Below are 17,252 nucleotides of genomic sequence, written 5' to 3'. Positions count from 1 at the left end.
TTCTTTGCCTGGACGCAATCTCACCATTAAAAAATTACTTGGCATAAGTTTCGCTAAGGCTCCTACACAGTGAAAGATGGCACTGAACGTTGGAGTTGTCGGGGCAAAATGGAACGCCTTGCAGTTGTATGCAACTGCACTCATTTAATGGTGATAGGTGAACCAGATGTCGCAGAATATCGATAGTCAACACAAGCCGCGATTTGATTTTGGAAAATACAAAGGCATTATTATCTCCGTTGCGTTATTTTTGTTGCTTGACGCATCTGTATTGCTCTTCAATTTTTATGTCTCCTTTGAAATTGCCGATGATGCAGTAGGTGTGAACCTGGCTGGCCGTCAACGTATGTTGTCGCAACGTATGGCGAAAACATTATTTGTATTGGATGCATCGCGCGATGACCCTGCAGGTTTCAAAACAGCATTTGATGAACTGCAATTGAGTAAAGGGTTGTTTGATGAAACACTCAACGGTTTTATCAATGGCGGCGTGGTGCGCGGTGCCGGTAAAGAGGTGGTAACACTGGAGCCAGTTACCAATCGTTTGGGTAAAGACTCACTGCAAAATACTCTCTTGCTGTGGCAGCCTTATAAAAGTGCCGTCGAACAGTTAACGACCGACGTACAGAACAATCTTCCCTATGAATCTTCTTTAGTTGCTGCAGTGACTATGGCGCGCACGCATAATTTGGCGATGCTCAGCTCCATGAATGATTTGACGGTCAGCCTTGAACAGGTGGCAGCGTCCAAGGCGACGCGCTTGCGGATAATTCAAACAGTGGGCATCAGCCTCGCGATTATCAACTTCCTGTTTATTATGTTTCACTTTGTGCGGCAATTGCGTGATAGCGATAAAGTCATTGAAAAAGCTCGCCGCGAGACTACGGAAATTCTGGAAACGGTTAACGAAGGTCTGTTTTTGATTGATAAAGATTTAATTCTGGGTGAGCAGCATTCGGCACGCTTGGTTGATGTACTGGGGCCACAGGAGTTTGCGGGAAAATCGTTCCAGGCATTGCTGGAAAATATTGTCAGCGAAAAAGACGCGGAAACCGCGCGTGGATTTATTGAGTTATTGTTTGACCCAAAAGTGAAAGAAAAATTGATCGGTGATCTAAACCCGCTCAGTTTGGTTGAAGTGAACATCGCGCAGAGCAATGGCGGCTTCCTCACCAAGCATTTGCAATTCAGCTTTGCGCGCGCCTACCAAAAAGATGACGATGGAGCGCAGAAAATTTCCCATGTATTGGTTACGGTGCTGGACATTACCGAACAGGTCAAATTGGAACGCGCACTCAATGAAAGCCGCAAACACAATGAATCACAACTGGAAATGATCACCGGGCTGTTGCATACCCATCCGGGTTTGTTGAAAGAGTTTATCGCCAATAGCTTCAATTGTTTCAACCGCGTGAATAATATTTTACGCCAACCCGCCAAAACCTCCCAGGCAGTGCGCGATAAAGCCACCAGCATCTTTCGTGAAATCCACAACTTCAAAGGTGAGGCTGCATCGCTCAAACTGGACTTTTTTGAAACTGCCGCCCACAAGATGGAAGACACTCTTGCGCTGCTGCGCGACAAGCGCGATTTGAGTGGCAATGATTATCTCGGCTTAACGGTGCAACTTGAAAGTTTGATCAGCTACACCCAGCAAGTTGAACACCTCACCGAAAAACTCGGCCAGTTTGCAGTAGTGAGTAGCAACAGCCCGCGCCCGGTGAACAATAAACAAGTTACTGGTAGCCGCCGCAGCGATGGCTGGGAGCAGCTTGAGGATTTTGTGCAAAACATTGCAATGCGCAATGGCAAGATGGTCAAGTTGGTCGCCAGTGGTCTCAGCGAGATTGATTTGGATAGCGAGTATCAAAAAAAGCTAAAAGATATTTGTATCCAACTGCTCCGCAATGCAGTTGTGCATGGAATTGAAACACCGCGCGATAGAGAACTCAGTGAAAAACCCATCGTTGGTCGTATCGATTTACGCCTTGCTAAAGTATCTGAAACCGAAATGGAATTGACCGTGATGGATGATGGTCAGGGTCTTGACTATGACGCGATTCGCTCCAAAGCGCTCAGCTCAGGAAAATGGCCGGAAGACGAAATTGAATCATGGACTAATAAACATTTGCTTGGTTTGATTTTTCATGATGGGTTTAGCACCGCTGCAGAGGTCAACAAAGATGCCGGTCGCGGTGTGGGTATGGAAGCCGTCATGAATCATGTGCTCGCACAGCGTGGCAAAATCAGTGTGTCCAGCCGCAGCGGGCGCCACTGTCGTTTTGTCATCACTCTGCCGATAGTGCACACCAATAGCAGCGAAGAAATTGCCGCCTGATATCGATAAGGAAAATACCATGCTGTCACTGATGATTGTGGATGATTCCAATATCATCCGCCGCAAAATTGAACGCTGTAATGACTCGGATAAATTTCGTGTAGTTGCCGCTGCAGCCAACGGCGCTGAAGCACTCGAATTATTTAAACAGACACGCCCGCAAGTGGTCACTATGGATTTGACCATGCCGGAAATGGATGGAATTGCCTGCATCCAGCAATTGATGGCAATGGATTCCGGATTACGAATTTTAGTGATTTCTGCTTTATCGGATAAAGCCACAGGAATTGATGCACTGAAAAAAGGTGCGCGCGGCTTTTTATGCAAACCCTTTACGGATGATCAACTGCTGGAAGCGCTCACCGAACTCACAGAAGATTAAGGCCGACCCATGTCACAAGAAACTTTGCAAGTATTTATCGATGGCGTAGTGCGCTATTTTCATCACACGAATGACAAAGATGTAAAAGTCGGTACACCTTATCTGGTCGAAAATAATAATCCTGCTGCTTATGATGTGACCGGGATTATTGGTATTTCCGGCCCCTATCGTGGCTGTGTGTATTTCACTGCACCACGCATTTTGCTCAAGCATTTATTGCTCAGCATTGGCGAGTTGGATACCAGCAACGAACATATTTTTGATTTGGTGGGCGAAGTAGCCAATACCATTTCAGGCAACGCCCGCAGCCGCTTTGGCCACGAGTTTATGATTTCGGTACCGGTGATGATCGAAGGTGCTCCCAACCAGATCCATCTGCCGTCACAAATGCGCTCTTATGTCATTCCGGTTTACTGGAAGGCTTATCACGCGGCGGTAGTCATTTGTCTGGAGCAATAATGCTGGATTACTGATTGGGGAATTGGGTATTTAAATAAAGCTGTTCCACTTTTTCGCGCGCCCAAGGCGTTTTGCGCAAAAATTTCAAACTTGATTTCACACTCGGGTCAGCTTGAAAACAGCGAATACTAATCTGTTTACCCAGTGCTTCCCAGCCGTAGTGGTCGGCGAGACGCCTTACAATGGTTTCCAATGTAAGGCCGTGGAGCGGATTATTTTTTTGTTCGGTCATAGTTTTATCCCGCAGGAATTGAATCCACTATTCTACGCTATTTTTAATTGCTGCAATCTGTTTGTCGCTATAGGCAAACCACAGCTGGCAGATAATAACGCCTATTACACCGGTTAGCATCAGCAGTGAAAACGGAATGGCATTACCTGTATAGAAAAAGGCAAGCAATGGTCCAGCAAAGGCACCACTACCAAAACGCAAGGTTCCCATTACTGCTGTTGCGGTGCCTGAGTTGTGCGGGAATTTCATTAATACCAGTGCATCAGTATTGGTCGATATCAACGTAAGGCCTGCCATCAGTGGTGCAATACTGAATACACTGAACCAGATATTCAATCCCAGAAAATTAAAAACGCAGAGCAAGAGAGCGCTGACAAGAGCAAGCACAACGCCGGTACGCAGCATCCGTAGCGAGCCAAGACGTGTCACCAAACGGCTATTAATAAAGTTTGCAAAAATCAAACAGATGACATTTGCACCGAACAACACACTGAATACTTGTTCGCTCACGCCAAAATAATTGATATAGATAAAGGATACGGCAGTGATAAAACAAAAAAAAGCAAAAGAGCCAAACATCATGCTCACAATCAGCGGTCGTGCGAGTGAGTTGGAAAATACAATTTTGTAACCGCTAAAAAAATTTCCTGCCGCTTTGGGTTGATCGTTAACAGGCTTGCCAATTTCTGGCAACCACTTCCACACCAATGCAAAGATCAATGCACCATAAATTGCCAGTACTACAAAAATACTGCGCCACTCGCTCACCCACAATATTGCGCTACCTATGCTCGGTGCGAGCAGGGGCGCGAGCATCATTATCATCGATAAATAGGACATGCCTTTAGCGGTGTGCTCCTGATACAAATGCCGCACCAGACCGGGCACTACCACCGTCGCCGCAGCGCCGCAAAATGCTTGCAGTGCACGCAAGAATAAAAAGTGGTTGATGTTATCGACAAACGCTAGCGCGATACTGCAGAGGGTAAAACCGGTCAGGCCAAAAATCGCCAAGGGTCTGCGCCCGAGTGAATCGGCAAGTGGGCCAAACAACAGCATACCCACACCGTAGGCAGCGAGAAAAATACTGAGCGATTGCTGCACACCGCCAATATGGGCATTTAGGTCGTGTGCAATATCGGGCATCGCGGGCAAATACATATCCACCGCCAACGGTGTAGTGGCAATCACCGCCGCGAGCAGCACAATTAAAAACGGATGGGATTCTTTAGTCATAATCAGGTCGCATTAACTAGTGATGTTAATGCTACGCGCCCGACGGCAATTAAACGATGGGATAGAGCAAATGCAATTGCACTAAAAATTCGATCATTGGGAATTGGAGGGATGACCGCAATTATTTTGCAGTTTGGTTATAGCATCGCCATAAAGTGGCTGTAAAAGTTCTAATTGTTTATCACCCAAATATTTCTGCGCAAATTCCCATGGTGGAACACCGTTATTCCAGTCGCAATGGATAACGGCGATAGAGGCAAGGTTTTGTGCAACGGAAGTTTTTAGATAAGGGCGATAATTTTTTTCTTGTGCGAATGCCGCAAACTTATCCAATTCGGAGATATAAAATTTCGCAGGATGAGTAAAACTGACTTGATGTACTCCCGCCTGCTCCATAATCGCTTTTACATACATAGGCTTGAGTGCAGCTGGTGTTTGTGGCCAATCTTCCAAATTAAAATTCCCGGTTTGCGCGTAGGTATTCATAGCAAGCAGGGAGAATAGAAGACACAGGATCGACAGGGTTTGGCGCATGAATAACATACGTAATTCTCGGCGGGACAATATGAGAGAGTAATTATACTCGCAGACTCTGGCGCATCAGCAAACCCAATTGATTGACATTGATATAAAGGCGTGTAAACTGAGCCTCAGCTTGAAAGTACGTCTAATATTTATGCACCACATTTCGAAGTTCCAGTATAGTATTTCGTCCTGTTTACATAAGTAATTCCCACATTTCCAGCACAAACGCCCCTCGGGGTAAACTTACTTTTGTATTAATAGGTAACACTATGTCTAAAACTACTACTGGCACTGTAAAATGGTTCAACGAAGCTAAAGGTTTCGGTTTCATCGAACAAGAATCTGGTCCAGACGTGTTTGCTCACTTCAGCGCTATTTCTGGTTCAGGTTTCAAAACCTTGGCCGAAGGCCAAAAAGTTAGCTTCACCGTGACCCAAGGCCAAAAAGGCCCACAAGCTGAAAACATCCAAGCTATCTAATTAGAAGTTATCTAATATTAGATAGTTTATTAGCGGCGAGAGCCGCTGATGTAACAGCTAAAAAGGCGAAATCTACGGATTTCGCCTTTTTTATTGCCTGTCGTTTAGCCTCAGCCCTGACAAAGGTCACCAGTCAGGCGCTCTACCCTTGTATTTAACTGCCGCTCCCCAATTGTTCCCTGAGCTTGCTCATCCCATGGGAATCATTATGTCTGCATCCATACCCGCGCATGCGCCTTTATCGCGCCGCCAGATTTTGCTCGATCTTTTGCGCCCCTATCACTTACGAATCCTATTCGCCCTGATTGCATTGGTCGTTGCCGCCGCCTGCGTGCTGTTGATTGGCCAGGGTTTAAAGCAGGTAATCGATAAGGGTTTTGTTGCTGGTAGCCCGGAGTTGCTCAACTATGCACTCTTGGGGTTATTGGGAGTTATTCTGGTGATGTCAGTGGCGACTTACAGCCGATTCTACCTTGTCTCCTGGTTGGGGGAGCGCATCACTGCCGATTTGCGCCGCCGGGTATTCTCACATTTATTAACCCTCTCGCCAGTTTTCTTTGAGCAAAACCGCACCGGCGATGTACTTTCCCGCCTCACCAACGATACCACCCAGTTAGAGACTGTAATCGGCTCCAGCGTATCCATGGCGCTGCGCAATGCCCTGCTGTTATTAGGTGGCTTGGTGATGTTAGCGGTCACCAGTTTAAAGTTGATGGCATTGGTGTTGGTGGCTATTCCCTTTGTGTTAGTGCCGATCATCGTGTTCGGCCGCCGCTTGCGCAAACTCGCGCGTGCCAGTCAGGACAGTGTGGCTGATGTGGGTGCCTATACCGATGAGGTTATCCATGAGATTCGCACGGTGCAGGCCTATGGGCATGAAGATGCAGCGGTTGAATCGTTTAACCAGCGGGTGGAACAAACATTTGGTACAGGTATTAAACGTATTCGCCAGCGCGCGCTTTTAGTTGCTGCTGTTATCACGTTAGTATTCAGTGCGGTGGCGATGATTTTGTGGGTCGGCGGTCACGATGTGTTGGCCGGTAGTATTAGTGGCGGTGAGTTGTCGGCGTTTATTTTTTACGCCGTGATAGTCGCGAGCGCCATGGGTACGATTTCGGAAGTGATCGGCGATATGCAGCGCGCCGCCGGTGCGACTGAGCGATTGGTTGAATTACTGGCGACACCATCGGCATTGCCCATGCGTGAAGTCCCGGAATTATTACCCACACCTGCGCTTGGTTTGGTGGAGATGCGCGCAGTACATTTTGCTTACCCGACTCGTCTGGATTCACCGGTATTTGATGGTTTTGATTTGCGCGTTAATCCGGGCGAAAAAATTGCGTTGGTGGGGCCATCGGGTGCGGGCAAAACGACAGTGTTCCAATTGTTGCAGCGCTTCTATGATCCTCTGGCCGGTGAAGTTTTGTTGGATGGTGTTGATTTAAAAAATGCGGATATCCAACAAGTGCGCGAGCGCATCGCACTGGTGCCACAAGACCCGGTTATTTTTGCCGCGAGCGTGCGCGACAATGTTCGCTATGCGCGCCCGGCTGCTAGCGATGCTGACGTTATCGCCGCCTGCAAAGCGGCGTTTGCGATGGAGTTTATCGAGCAATTACCGGAAGGCTTGGATGCCTATCTCGGTGAACGCGGCGTGCGCTTATCGGGCGGACAAAAACAGCGTATTGCAATTGCGCGCGCAATTCTCGCGGACCGACCGATTTTATTATTGGATGAAGCGACCAGCGCGCTCGATTCCAATAGCGAACAAGCGGTGCAACAAGCACTGGAAGTGCTGATGAAAAACCGCACCACCATTATGATTGCGCATCGCCTATCGACCGTTATTAATGCGGATCGCATTCTGGTGTTGCAACAGGGGAAAATTGTCGCGAGTGGTACGCACACAGAATTGTTGGCGAGTAGTGATTTGTATCAGCAGCTCGCGCGTTTGCAATTTCAGTTGGATGCCTAACCAAAATATCCAATGCCTTTTGCCATCATCGCAGCGCAGAGCATGATGGCAATGACGGCGGCCAGTTCGAGATGAATCAGGCGGCGAATAATATTGAGCGTAGTTGCACTTACCTGTGGTAATTGCTGTTGCTTCAAGGAGCTGCGCCAGGATAAAAATTTCACTGTGGGATAAATCGATAAAATACCTACCAGTGCAAACAGCGAAATTTTTACAATAAACGGCAAGCTGTGAAAGTAATAGGCATCGCCCTTTTCAAAATGCAGCGCCCGGCCGAATCCGATAACCAGGATAGTTACTGCAGAGATGCCATAAATTTGGTCTGTCTTCAGTAGTGATTGCGCGGTCTGCAAACTAAAAGGTTGCCGCAACAGAATAAATTCATACGCGAGCGCAGTAAATAAAGCGAATGCAGCAAGATGATGTAAAAAGGCCATCAGCCAATTAGTAACTAGTCCACTCATGTTAGCTCCTCAAAGTATCTTCTCAGGCTGTTCTCGCATTGATTGCTGTTAAGACGGTGTGCGGCGTGCAGGTCGGTACATCATGCAAAACACCCCTGTATCTTGCGATAGACATTTGTCATTCGCAATTCATGAGCTTTGTCAGCGCTTAAATGTGAGTAATGACACCTGAGTTCTGTGCTCACGCTATTTATGCTGGAGCTTCTTTCGGGAATCGGCCCGAATTATTTGAGTAAGGAGATCCCTATGCGTATTAACACAGGTGTATTCGCCGTTGTGTCCGCGATTATTGCCCTGCCAACCTTTGCCCATGAGCTGACTTTGAATGTGATTAATATCAAATCGGTCAAGGGTAACTTGTTAGTGGCGGTTTATGACAAAGAGGAGCACTACACTGCCAATAGCAATTGGGTGGCCGCGAAACAGGTAAAAGTCTCAGGGACAACCATGTTATTGGATTTTGCCGATTTGCCCGCAGGCAATTACGCGATAAAACTGTTTCAGGATGAAAACGAAAACAACCAGATTGATATTGGCGCTAATGGAATTCCCACTGAACTTTATGGCTTTTCCAACAACGGCGGCAGCTATGGACCGCCGTCTTTTGATGAAGCAAAAGTGGTTGTCGATAAGGCGACCGAAATAGAAATTCAACTGCGATAACCAACGGCGATAGATAGAAAGCAGCGCCAAATAAAAAACGGCAATCCCGAGGGACTGCCGTTTTTTTGTATCTCAAACATTTTTTACACCTGGCTAACTTGCAGGGGAGCCAGGGTAATCCTGTTTAATTAGTTACAAGCGCGAACCAGAGACCAGGCATTGGTCCACGCCCAGCCGGTACCAGGTGCATAGGCACCGCCTTGTGAGCACCAGCCGCCAACAGTACATTGATATTCGCTGCCACCACTTACTACTTTAGCGCCAGTCGCATAGCTTGCGCCGTTTACGTAGGCAGGAGAGGTGCAGTTACCGGTAGATACTGAAGAGGCAACGCTCGAGCGGCTGCTGCTAACTGCAGTGCTTGACTTGCTTGATGAGCTAGGAGCAACGCTAGATGGCGTTGATGAAGTGCTGCCAGTACAGGCACCCAGATCCAACCAGTAGTTGTATTGGCCTGAAGTCAGTGCCGGATCATTACCTTGAGTCCAGTAGTTGGCAGAGTAGCGTCTGTTGTTGTGTTGCACTTGTTGTGGAGCTTGGTAAGCGGTACTGGCATTCCAGGTTGGCAAACCGGCACAGGTATTGTTGGAAACACTTGAAGAGGATGCTACCGACGATACGCTGCTAGATCTCACTGAAGATAATGCAACGGAAGAAGAGCTATTTGTTGGATTGCCGTAAACAACATCAATACATTGGTAAAAACCTTCAGGTGCATCTCTCAATGGGTCGCGTTGCCAGATGCTGTACACAATATGGCGACCGGTACGTGGTGGCAGGTTGACCATGTGAGTAGAGGTTGCCTCTTGGCCCGCTGGCGCTGACTCGTGGATTTGTTCCAGATCAGACCACTTCAATGGTGCCGCACCAGGGTTAAAACCTTCTTTGGTAATGTAGTAACGAAAGTAAGAAGTCTTATGTGGTGCAGTGTTAGTCCATACGAAAGCCAGAGGACCAGCAGTTACAGTGGTTGCATTCCAGTCGTTGCGAGCCAGGTTAAGGCCGTTGTTACTGGCCATATTAGCGCTACACAGCTTGCCATCGGGAATCAGAGCCTGGTGATTGTCGTTAGCGCCACCGATACCGATAGATTGTGGTTCATATTGGCTGGCATTACCGCCTGCAGAAGCAGCAACACACGCAGGTGAGCTGGCGCCGCCTTGTGCACTGGTACAGAAAAAAGCACGGCTTTTTGGTGAAGATACATAACCGTGTGCAAACGCTTGGCTGGCAAGCAAGAGCGAACCCATTACTACAGCGGAAATACCGCACGCTTTCATTGTCTTTTTCACTTTCAATCTCCGGGAAACTTATTGTTGGTTAGATGCCGGTGCGGCACCTTGGAGTGATGCTCGTTATCCATACATGCAAAGTGATTTGGCGTGGCGCCAAGATCATTCCATGGGTATCGAGTCTAAAATGACAACGTTGTATTGGCGAGTCCGACTTTCAGTTTGGAGGGTAATATTTTGCGATGCAGGTTTGATTTTTGGAAAATTTTCAGATGAAAACGAAATAAAAAGTTCGAATATTATTTTGACGTCAAATTCATGTGCTTTTTATCCCGAATGACAACGTTAGACTCGATTTCTCAATGAGGCAGCGGGAACACACAGATAAACATACTGCCCTTGCCCGGCTCGCTGGTAATTTTCAACTCCGCCTCATGACGCATCAGTACATGTTTGACAATCGCCAAGCCCAAACCGGTACCTCCGGTGCTGCTGTTGCGACTGGCATCGACGCGATAAAAGCGCTCGGTCAAACGCGGGATATGCATAGCTTCGATGCCCGGTCCGTTATCGCTGACCGATACATAGAAGTGTTTTTGGTCTTGCCAGAGCAGCACACTTACCTTGCCCTCATTGGGTGTGTATTTGATCGCGTTGATGACCAAATTGGAGAAGGCGCTGTGCAGCTCTTTCTCATTGCCCAATAACAACAAGGGTTTGGTGGTGTTGTTGCAGATCAGCGTCAGCTGCTGCTCTTTGTCCTTGCTCAGCACTTCCGCTTCACTTTTGACGATGGTTAGCAGCTGCTCAATATTAATCGGTTTGTGGTTGTGCCCCGCTTCGGTCGTCTCCAGCTTGGACAGCACCAGCAAATCATTGATCAGCAGTGACATGCGTTTGGCTTGCTGTTGCATCTGCTGCAGGGGTTTATCCCAGCTGGGGGTGCTGTTGTTATCCGCAAGGGTCTCCACATAGCCATTGATTACCGTCAGCGGTGTGCGTAATTCGTGGGATACGTTGGCGACAAAGTCTTGCCGCATCTTTTCCAGATTGTGCAGCTGGGTCACATCGCGCACCACGATCAGCCGCTCCTGCTTGCCGAAGGGTGTGATTTGGAACTGCAGGTGTTTGGAGGGAAAGCGAGGCGAGGGTAGCTCCAGCGGTTCCTCGAAATTACCCTCTTCAAAATAGCTGACGAACTTGGGGTGGCGGATAAAGTTGATTACCGATTGCCCCTGGTCTTTGGTATGCAACGCCAGCATGCGGTGTGCTGCAGGGTTCCAGAAATCCAGATGGCCGCGCGCGTCGAGGATGATCAAGCCGTCTTTCAACGCTGAACTGATTTCCTGGATGCGGTTGATCACAGCCTGCAGGTTGTCTTTCTCGCCCCGCTGGTCGCGCTGCAACTGGTAGATATTGTCGAAAATCTGCCCCCAGATACCGCTCGCCTCGGGAGGGTGATCGGTTTCCTGACGCAACAGCCACTGGTTGAGGCGACGCATTTGCCAGAGCATCATCAAGATATAAATCGCACAGCCGATCAGCATCCAGAGCGCATAGTTATCGCTAAAGAAGCCAATCAAGCTGCAGATGGCGAGAATAATCAAAATACGCTGGAGTTCAGCGCTAAAACCTTTTAACAAGGGGGCCTCTCGATTCTAAATCCGTAGCCCTAGCCGACGAGCACTGCGCGACGCGCCGTAAATACATCCCTGTAGGCTCGACTGCTGCATCCATGCAGCAGACGGTCTCGCAGCACTCGTCGGCTAGGACTACTCACGAATAGTGTTATCAGGCTTCAATACGGGTAGAAAAACGATAGCCTGTACCGCGCACTGTCTGGATCAAATCTTCGTGGCCGTCGATAGTCAGCGCTTTGCGCAAGCGGCGGATATGCACATCCACCGTGCGCTCCTCCACATACACATTGCCGCCCCAGACGTGATCCAGCAACTGGCTGCGAGTATAAGCCCTTTCCTGATGGGTGAGAAAAAACTCCAGCAGGCGATATTCGGTCGGACCCATATCTACCGATTGATTATTAATCGTCACGCGGTGACTGGCCGGATCGAGGCACAAGCCCTGCACGGTAATCGGCGCCGAGTTGATTTGCGGATCGGCGCGGCGCAATACCGCTTTCAAGCGCGCTACCAACTCACGTGGCGAGAAGGGTTTGGTGATGTAATCATCAGCGCCCACTTCCAGCCCTTGGATCTTGTTATCTTCCTCACCCTTGGCGGTGAGCATGATGATCGGGGTGTTGGAGGTCACTTCATCGCGCTTCAAGCGGCGCGCCAATTCGATACCACTGGTACCGGGCATCATCCAATCGAGCAGGATCAGGTCGGGTTTTTCATCGATAATGATGCTGTGCGCATCCTGTGCGTTGCTCGCTTCCATGACTTGATACTCAGCCATTTCCAGCGCCACCCGCAGCATATCGCGAATTGCGGATTCATCGTCAACGATCAGTATTTTGCGACCAGTCATAAGTGTTCTGCCTGAAAAAACCACGGTGTGCCTCACAGGTTTGTGAAGCTATTGTTGCAGCTTATTAAATAAGTTCAGTGTTACACATTTATGACAGGTTGCAGGATATTTGGCTCCTAGCGAAAACTATAGTCCATAACAATCCCGGCAAAGACTGCTACACCCACCCAGTTATTATTGAGGAACGCTTTAAAGCAGGCTTCGCGCACGCGAAAGCGGATCAGCCACTGTTGGTAGATAAATAAACCGGCCGCTACCGCCAGACCGAGATAGTAAAAGCTGCCGAGCTCAAAGCGGTTGCCGACCAGCACCAGCGAATAGAGCGCCATGATTTGCAATACGCCGGTCATCAAGCGGTCTTGCTCGCCAAAAAGGATGGCGGTGGATTTGACGCCGATTTTCAGGTCGTCATCGCGGTCTACCATGGCGTAAAAAGTGTCGTAGGCGACGGTCCAAAGTACGACCGACAAGTAAATCAGCCACATTCCCTGATGCAATTCCCCTGCCTCTGCCGCATAGGCCATGGGTATGCCCCAAGCAAAGGCGGCACCCAGTACCACTTGCGGTAAATGGGTATGGCGCTTCATAAATGGGTAGCAGAAGGCGAGGATGAGGCCGCCGACCGACAACTTAATGGTTAGCGGGTCGGTAAACAGCACCAGCGCAAAGGCTATCAGGCAGAGTGTGATAAACAACCCAATCGCCTCACGGCTGGATACCGCACCCGTAGCCAGTGGCCGATCTTTAGTGCGCAGCACCTTGCCGTCGATCTTGCGGTCAGCGAAGTCGTTGATGACGCAGCCGGCGGCGCGCATCACTATCACCCCCAACACAAAAATCACCAGATTTTTAATGCTGGGCACGCCTTTGGCGGCGATCCATAAACTCCATAGTGTGGGCCAGAGCAACAGCAGTGTGCCAATCGGGCGATCCATGCGCGTCAAGCGCCAGTAACTGCCTGCTTTGTGCTTGAGTTGGGCGATAAAGCCAGCCTTTCCGCTATTTTTCGCTGCACGTTTGAGGATTTTTGCAGCATGGACATTCGCCCAGTCCGTGGCTGGTGTTGTTGGCTGATCACCAGTGTCAGGTGATGTAGGGCCAACAGGATCTACTGACGGTGCGATCAGTGCTGGATCCGGGACGGTAACTTTGGGTTTGCGCACCGCAGGTTTGGTGGTTGCTGCACTGGTTGCTTTTTTGAGCGTTATTTTGGCCGCGACTGGTTTGCCTTGAGCGGGTTTAGTCACTGTAGCTGCGGGTGCCTTAGCTGCTGCTTCGCTGGCAGCAGGTTTGGCGGCTTTCTTTGTCGCCGGTTTTGCCGCTGTTTTAGGTTTGGTGCTGGTGCCGCCGGCATCTGTCGGTGCAACCTTTTTCGTCGCCGGTTTTTTGGGCGCAGCAGCGGGTGGTTTTACATCGTCGGGATTTGTCATAGCCAAAACGCCGTTTTATTAAGGTTATCGGGGCAGGTGCAGCGTGAGCTGGGCGGCAAAGGCCGGTAAAAATACTTCGCTCACCAGCAGCGGCTTCTGCTGCAAGTAAAACATCGAGCGACGCCCCCAGAGTAATTGGTCGCCAACCAAATCGCCGGGGACATAGGCATGATCGCGGCTAATCCGCGCCACTGCAATGGCACTGCGTGTTAACTGTGGCTGACTGAACAAAAACGCGCCCAGCGGGCGCGTGCCCTGCTTGCGCAAATGGCGCAACCGGCCGGTCAGGCTGGCGAGTGGCAAGATACTGCGCGCAAATACCCAGGGTTCACCATTGCCGCACAGGATCACCTCACGGATCAGCGCCAGTGCCGGCCGTTTCATCCCCAGCGCATGACATTCATTCAGACACGGTAGCCCGATAATCTGCCGCACCAGTTGCACCTTGAATTGACCGCTGCTTTGGGCGATCAGGCGAGCAGTCAGGGAGCCGCTATCCGTAAGCCAATCTTGCATGGCCAGGCTTGGGCGTTGGCATTTGGCGATGCGCGCTAATGGCTGCCACGACGGTGAAGACTGGGGCAAAACCTGACTCCTTTATCGATGCGAAAAAACAGGGCGAAGGGGATGAATGGGGCGGCAGTTTATCAGCTTGCGTTCTACCGGGTACGGCATTGTGTATGGGAACCCTATGCGGAAAAAGCCAGCGCAAGTCTGCCGCAAACAAGTTATTGCAGGTAAACTCCCCCTGACTTATCGCTAAAAACCCAGGAGAGAAATCATGCATAAGACCGACATAGTAGTAGCACTGGCGAATAATACCGACCTCGGCGTCAACAAGGCTGACCTGGTGGTCTCTGCCTTTATCGAGCAGATCACCAATGCGTTGAGCCGCGGCGAATCGGTTGCCCTGCTCGGATTTGGCACATTTAATGTGAGCGCCCGCGCGGCGCGCGAAGGCCGCAATCCACAAACCGGTGCGACCATCCAAATCGCCGCCAGCAAAACCGTGACCTTTAAACCGGGCAAGGGCCTGAAAGACGCGGTCAACGAATAAGATTTTTGTCCCCTTGCGGCAGGCGCCTGCCGCATCCCTTGCTCACTCCGGCCACACAATAATTCCAAGAGGTTTCCCGCATGACGCTAACCAATAAAATTTTACTCGGCATGGTGCTGGGGCTCGTTGTCGGTGTAATTTTCAATCTGGTTTTAGGCGCGGATGAAAATCAGGTGCCTGCCAGTGCGGTTGGCCAATGGTTGCAAACCTATGTGATTGATGGTGTGTTCGATATCATCGGACAGATTTTTATTGCGTCACTGAAATTATTAGTGGTGCCGTTGGTATTTGTTTCTTTGGTGTGCGGTGCGGCAGCGCTCGGTGGGCAAAGTCGTATGGGCGCGCTGGCAACCAAGACGCTAGGTTTATACTTTTGTTGTACATCTATCGCCGTAGCGCTCGCCATTAGCTGTGCTGTATTTGTGCAGCCGGGTGAGAATGTTGATATGGCCACTGCCAGCAGTTTTACTGCGCCTGAAATTCCTTCTATTAAAGAAACCCTGATCGATATAGTGCCCAGCAATCCGCTGCAATCCATGGTTGAGGCGAACATGTTGCAGATCATTATCTTTTCGATTTTATTTGGGCTGGCTATCTCGCGTACAGGTGGTGAGGCGGGCAGTAATATCATGCAGTTATTCAATAATTTGAATGATGTCATTTTAAGAATGGTCATGATGTTGATGCAGTTGGCTCCCTATGGCGTGTTCTGTCTGTTGGTAAAATTGTTTTCGTCATTGGGCGTGGGTGCGATACTCGATTTGGCCAAATATTTTTTTACCGTATTATTTGTTTTGTTTCTACACGGCATTGGTTTTTACGGTCTGTTGATCAAGACACTCTCGGGGTTAAGCCCTGTTGTATTGTTTAAAAAAATGCAAAAAGTCATGCTGTTTGCATTTAGTACTGCATCCAGTAATGCCACTATCCCTATCACTCTGCGTACCGTTGAGCATGATTTAGGTGTGGACAATAAAGTCGCGAGTTTTTCAATTCCGCTGGGCGCCACTGTGAATATGGATGGCACTGCGATCATGCAGGGTGTGGCAACAGTGTTCATCGCGCAGGCCTACAATATTGATATAGGTATCGCCGGTTATTTAATGGTAATTCTCACCGCGACCCTCGCCTCCATTGGCACTGCCGGTGTTCCCGGTGTGGGGCTGGTGACCTTGACAATGGTGTTGCAATCCGTCGGTTTGCCGGTAGAAGGTATTGCGTTGATAATCGGTGTAGATCGCCTATTGGATATGGTGCGCACTGGTGTCAATGTGGCGGGCGATGCGGTGGTTGCTGTCATAGTCGCAAAAAGTGAAAACATGTTGGATATAGAGCGCTACAACGATATGACACTCAATGCAGAAAATGATCCCGTTGAAAAAAGTTAACAACTCCGGCACATAACTGCAGAGAAATCTGTGCAAATAGAAAAGGCGAATTGTGAAAAAACAATTCGCCTTTTTGTTTTAAATAGCTGTGTGGATTAATTGATTAATGACGCGTGCTGTTCTCTGTATCAAACTCAACACTGATCGATAGATCTTCAACCAAACAAGGCCATTTCTCAAGCTCTTCGGTCCAGCCTCTCTCGCGATGTGCATTGACATAGTTGGAGATATTAGCGCCTTCAAAACCATGTTCGTTTAATAATAATTCCGCTGAAAACAACACCGCTTGATCCAGTTCATTCGCAAAAGGTTCGCCAATTAATTCGTGCGCGATCACATTGGCGACGGTCATATCCATGGGTGCGAGAGGAATTCCACTTTTCGCCATAAAGCGGTCATTCACTTCTTCGAGTAAACGGTGTGCAAGATAAGCTTCGTCGAGCAGTGCCTCCAGCTGACTGTGCGGATCGACAATCGACGGCGGTGACATAAAATAGTCACTCGCGATTTTTAGCAGCGGTTCAACATCTTTATCAATGCCTGCCTCGTGCGCCATGCTGCGGATGGCATCGATAAAATCGGGCACGTGTTTAATGTAGCGCACCACAAAATCCGCCAAGCCCTTAGCGGCTTGCTGTTCCGGCAATTTAATTGCGGCGTGCAGGCGCTTCTTGCGGCACTCCACAAATTCCAACAGTTTTCCAGTAGCAGAATCCTGCTCCTGCGCCTGCTGGATCAGTTGGCGAATAGGGTTCAAGGGGTCGGTCAATCTATTTCTCTGATAGTGGTTATAGGTAATCACATTAGCAGTCCCGCATGTTGCTGCTGACATTCATAAGTCGCGCTTTAAAAGTAAACCATGACCAAGCAAACGCAAGTGAGTCTTAATACCAACTTTTTAT

18 protein-coding genes are annotated in these 17,252 nt (G+C 49.1%); 8 read left to right on the top strand and 10 right to left on the bottom strand.

Features of this window, described 5'->3' with window-relative positions:
• Positions 1 to 166 precede the first annotated feature (166 nt).
• The 3 genes from B4E62_RS10960 to B4E62_RS10950 are packed head-to-tail and all read left to right on the top strand — an operon-like array spanning position 167 to position 3,179.
• The gene (locus tag B4E62_RS10960; RefSeq protein WP_331352090.1) at positions 167 to 2,338 is read left to right on the top strand and encodes an ATP-binding protein; all 2,172 of its coding nucleotides are present in this window, start codon (positions 167 to 169) and stop codon (positions 2,336 to 2,338) included.
• Positions 2,339 to 2,357: 19 nt separating this feature from the next.
• On the top strand, positions 2,358 to 2,720 hold the full coding sequence (locus B4E62_RS10955; protein WP_331352089.1) for a response regulator: 363 nt from the start codon (positions 2,358 to 2,360) through the stop codon (positions 2,718 to 2,720).
• 9 nt (positions 2,721 to 2,729) lie between these two features.
• The gene (locus B4E62_RS10950) at positions 2,730 to 3,179 is read left to right on the top strand and encodes a chemotaxis protein CheX (RefSeq protein WP_310074439.1); all 450 of its coding nucleotides are present in this window, start codon (positions 2,730 to 2,732) and stop codon (positions 3,177 to 3,179) included.
• Positions 3,180 to 3,186: 7 nt separating this feature from the next.
• On the opposite strand, the gene B4E62_RS10945 is transcribed toward B4E62_RS10950, so the two are convergent.
• From B4E62_RS10945 to B4E62_RS10935, 3 genes are all read right to left on the bottom strand, one after another.
• A complete protein-coding gene (locus B4E62_RS10945; RefSeq protein ID WP_331352088.1) occupies positions 3,187 to 3,411 on the bottom strand; it encodes a VF530 family protein in 225 nt (74 codons plus the stop codon).
• Positions 3,412 to 3,438: 27 nt separating this feature from the next.
• Positions 3,439 to 4,647 (bottom strand): Bcr/CflA family multidrug efflux MFS transporter, encoded by a 1,209-nt coding sequence (locus tag B4E62_RS10940; RefSeq protein WP_331352087.1) that lies wholly within the window; start codon positions 4,645 to 4,647, stop codon positions 3,439 to 3,441.
• A gap of 93 nt (positions 4,648 to 4,740) precedes the next feature.
• Positions 4,741 to 5,190 carry a hypothetical protein gene (locus B4E62_RS10935; RefSeq protein WP_331352086.1) on the bottom strand — a complete coding sequence of 150 codons (450 nt, stop codon included), beginning with the start codon at positions 5,188 to 5,190 and terminating at the stop codon, positions 4,741 to 4,743.
• Positions 5,191 to 5,441: 251 nt separating this feature from the next.
• On the opposite strand from B4E62_RS10935, the gene B4E62_RS10930 reads away from it, so the two are divergent.
• Together B4E62_RS10930 and B4E62_RS10925 are read left to right on the top strand one after the other, a co-directional pair.
• On the top strand, positions 5,442 to 5,651 hold the full coding sequence (locus tag B4E62_RS10930) for a cold-shock protein (RefSeq protein ID WP_062057542.1): 210 nt from the start codon (positions 5,442 to 5,444) through the stop codon (positions 5,649 to 5,651).
• A 208-nt stretch (positions 5,652 to 5,859) separates the two neighbouring features.
• Positions 5,860 to 7,626, top strand: coding sequence for an ABC transporter transmembrane domain-containing protein (locus tag B4E62_RS10925; protein WP_331352085.1), 1,767 nt, complete (start codon positions 5,860 to 5,862; stop codon positions 7,624 to 7,626).
• Here B4E62_RS10925 and B4E62_RS10920 read toward each other — a convergent pair.
• Positions 7,623 to 8,090: a DUF2214 family protein gene (locus B4E62_RS10920; RefSeq protein ID WP_331352084.1), complete on the bottom strand. Its 468-nt coding sequence runs from the start codon at positions 8,088 to 8,090 to the stop codon at positions 7,623 to 7,625. The genes B4E62_RS10925 and B4E62_RS10920 overlap by 4 nt on opposite strands.
• 246 nt (positions 8,091 to 8,336) lie before the next feature.
• On the opposite strand from B4E62_RS10920, the gene B4E62_RS10915 reads away from it, so the two are divergent.
• Entirely contained in the window at positions 8,337 to 8,753 is a 417-nt protein-coding gene (locus B4E62_RS10915; RefSeq protein ID WP_331352083.1) for a DUF2141 domain-containing protein, read from the top strand.
• Between the two features lie 128 nt (positions 8,754 to 8,881).
• Here the strand turns inward: B4E62_RS10915 and B4E62_RS10910 are convergent, their stop codons facing one another.
• The 5 genes from B4E62_RS10910 to B4E62_RS10890 form a co-directional block, all read right to left on the bottom strand.
• Complete coding sequence (locus B4E62_RS10910; protein WP_310074452.1) at positions 8,882 to 10,045, bottom strand: lytic polysaccharide monooxygenase auxiliary activity family 9 protein; 1,164 nt, start codon at positions 10,043 to 10,045, stop codon at positions 8,882 to 8,884.
• A gap of 299 nt (positions 10,046 to 10,344) precedes the next feature.
• On the bottom strand, positions 10,345 to 11,628 hold the full coding sequence (gene phoR, locus B4E62_RS10905) for a phosphate regulon sensor histidine kinase PhoR (protein ID WP_310074454.1): 1,284 nt from the start codon (positions 11,626 to 11,628) through the stop codon (positions 10,345 to 10,347).
• Positions 11,629 to 11,776: 148 nt separating this feature from the next.
• Positions 11,777 to 12,475 carry a phosphate regulon transcriptional regulator PhoB gene (phoB, locus tag B4E62_RS10900; RefSeq protein ID WP_331352082.1) on the bottom strand — a complete coding sequence of 233 codons (699 nt, stop codon included), beginning with the start codon at positions 12,473 to 12,475 and terminating at the stop codon, positions 11,777 to 11,779.
• Between the two features lie 116 nt (positions 12,476 to 12,591).
• A complete protein-coding gene (ubiA, locus tag B4E62_RS10895; RefSeq protein ID WP_331352200.1) occupies positions 12,592 to 13,458 on the bottom strand; it encodes a 4-hydroxybenzoate octaprenyltransferase in 867 nt (288 codons plus the stop codon).
• A gap of 471 nt (positions 13,459 to 13,929) precedes the next feature.
• A complete protein-coding gene (locus tag B4E62_RS10890; RefSeq protein WP_310074457.1) occupies positions 13,930 to 14,490 on the bottom strand; it encodes a chorismate--pyruvate lyase family protein in 561 nt (186 codons plus the stop codon).
• Between the two features lie 196 nt (positions 14,491 to 14,686).
• On the opposite strand from B4E62_RS10890, the gene B4E62_RS10885 reads away from it, so the two are divergent.
• Together B4E62_RS10885 and B4E62_RS10880 are read left to right on the top strand one after the other, a co-directional pair.
• Positions 14,687 to 14,962, top strand: coding sequence for an HU family DNA-binding protein (locus tag B4E62_RS10885; protein WP_310074460.1), 276 nt, complete (start codon positions 14,687 to 14,689; stop codon positions 14,960 to 14,962).
• 80 nt (positions 14,963 to 15,042) lie between these two features.
• Positions 15,043 to 16,350 carry a dicarboxylate/amino acid:cation symporter gene (locus B4E62_RS10880; protein WP_310074462.1) on the top strand — a complete coding sequence of 436 codons (1,308 nt, stop codon included), beginning with the start codon at positions 15,043 to 15,045 and terminating at the stop codon, positions 16,348 to 16,350.
• 103 nt (positions 16,351 to 16,453) lie between these two features.
• Here B4E62_RS10880 and B4E62_RS10875 read toward each other — a convergent pair whose 3' ends face one another.
• Positions 16,454 to 17,119 (bottom strand): hypothetical protein, encoded by a 666-nt coding sequence (locus B4E62_RS10875; RefSeq protein ID WP_331352081.1) that lies wholly within the window; start codon positions 17,117 to 17,119, stop codon positions 16,454 to 16,456.
• Positions 17,120 to 17,252 lie beyond the last annotated feature (133 nt).

Source organism: Cellvibrio sp. UBA7671 (assembly GCA_002483145.1).
In the GTDB taxonomy this organism is placed as follows: domain Bacteria; phylum Pseudomonadota; class Gammaproteobacteria; order Pseudomonadales; family Cellvibrionaceae; genus Cellvibrio; species Cellvibrio fibrivorans.
This window is presented reverse-complemented; position numbering and strand designations above follow the sequence as displayed.

What these genes read in the sequence shown, in the direction of transcription:
- B4E62_RS10960 (WP_331352090.1), top strand. Translation starts at nt 167, where the DNA reads ATGTCGCAGAATATCGATAGTCAACACAAGCCGCGATTTGATTTTGGA.
- B4E62_RS10955 (WP_331352089.1), top strand. Translation starts at nt 2,358, where the DNA reads ATGCTGTCACTGATGATTGTGGATGATTCCAATATCATCCGCCGCAAA.
- B4E62_RS10950 (WP_310074439.1), top strand. Translation starts at nt 2,730, where the DNA reads ATGTCACAAGAAACTTTGCAAGTATTTATCGATGGCGTAGTGCGCTAT.
- B4E62_RS10945 (WP_331352088.1), bottom strand. Translation starts at nt 3,411, where the DNA reads ATGACCGAACAAAAAAATAATCCGCTCCACGGCCTTACATTGGAAACC.
- B4E62_RS10940 (WP_331352087.1), bottom strand. Translation starts at nt 4,647, where the DNA reads ATGACTAAAGAATCCCATCCGTTTTTAATTGTGCTGCTCGCGGCGGTG.
- B4E62_RS10935 (WP_331352086.1), bottom strand. Translation starts at nt 5,190, where the DNA reads ATGTTATTCATGCGCCAAACCCTGTCGATCCTGTGTCTTCTATTCTCC.
- B4E62_RS10930 (WP_062057542.1), top strand. Translation starts at nt 5,442, where the DNA reads ATGTCTAAAACTACTACTGGCACTGTAAAATGGTTCAACGAAGCTAAA.
- B4E62_RS10925 (WP_331352085.1), top strand. Translation starts at nt 5,860, where the DNA reads ATGTCTGCATCCATACCCGCGCATGCGCCTTTATCGCGCCGCCAGATT.
- B4E62_RS10920 (WP_331352084.1), bottom strand. Translation starts at nt 8,090, where the DNA reads ATGAGTGGACTAGTTACTAATTGGCTGATGGCCTTTTTACATCATCTT.
- B4E62_RS10915 (WP_331352083.1), top strand. Translation starts at nt 8,337, where the DNA reads ATGCGTATTAACACAGGTGTATTCGCCGTTGTGTCCGCGATTATTGCC.
- phoB (WP_331352082.1), bottom strand. Translation starts at nt 12,475, where the DNA reads ATGACTGGTCGCAAAATACTGATCGTTGACGATGAATCCGCAATTCGC.
- B4E62_RS10885 (WP_310074460.1), top strand. Translation starts at nt 14,687, where the DNA reads ATGCATAAGACCGACATAGTAGTAGCACTGGCGAATAATACCGACCTC.
- B4E62_RS10880 (WP_310074462.1), top strand. Translation starts at nt 15,043, where the DNA reads ATGACGCTAACCAATAAAATTTTACTCGGCATGGTGCTGGGGCTCGTT.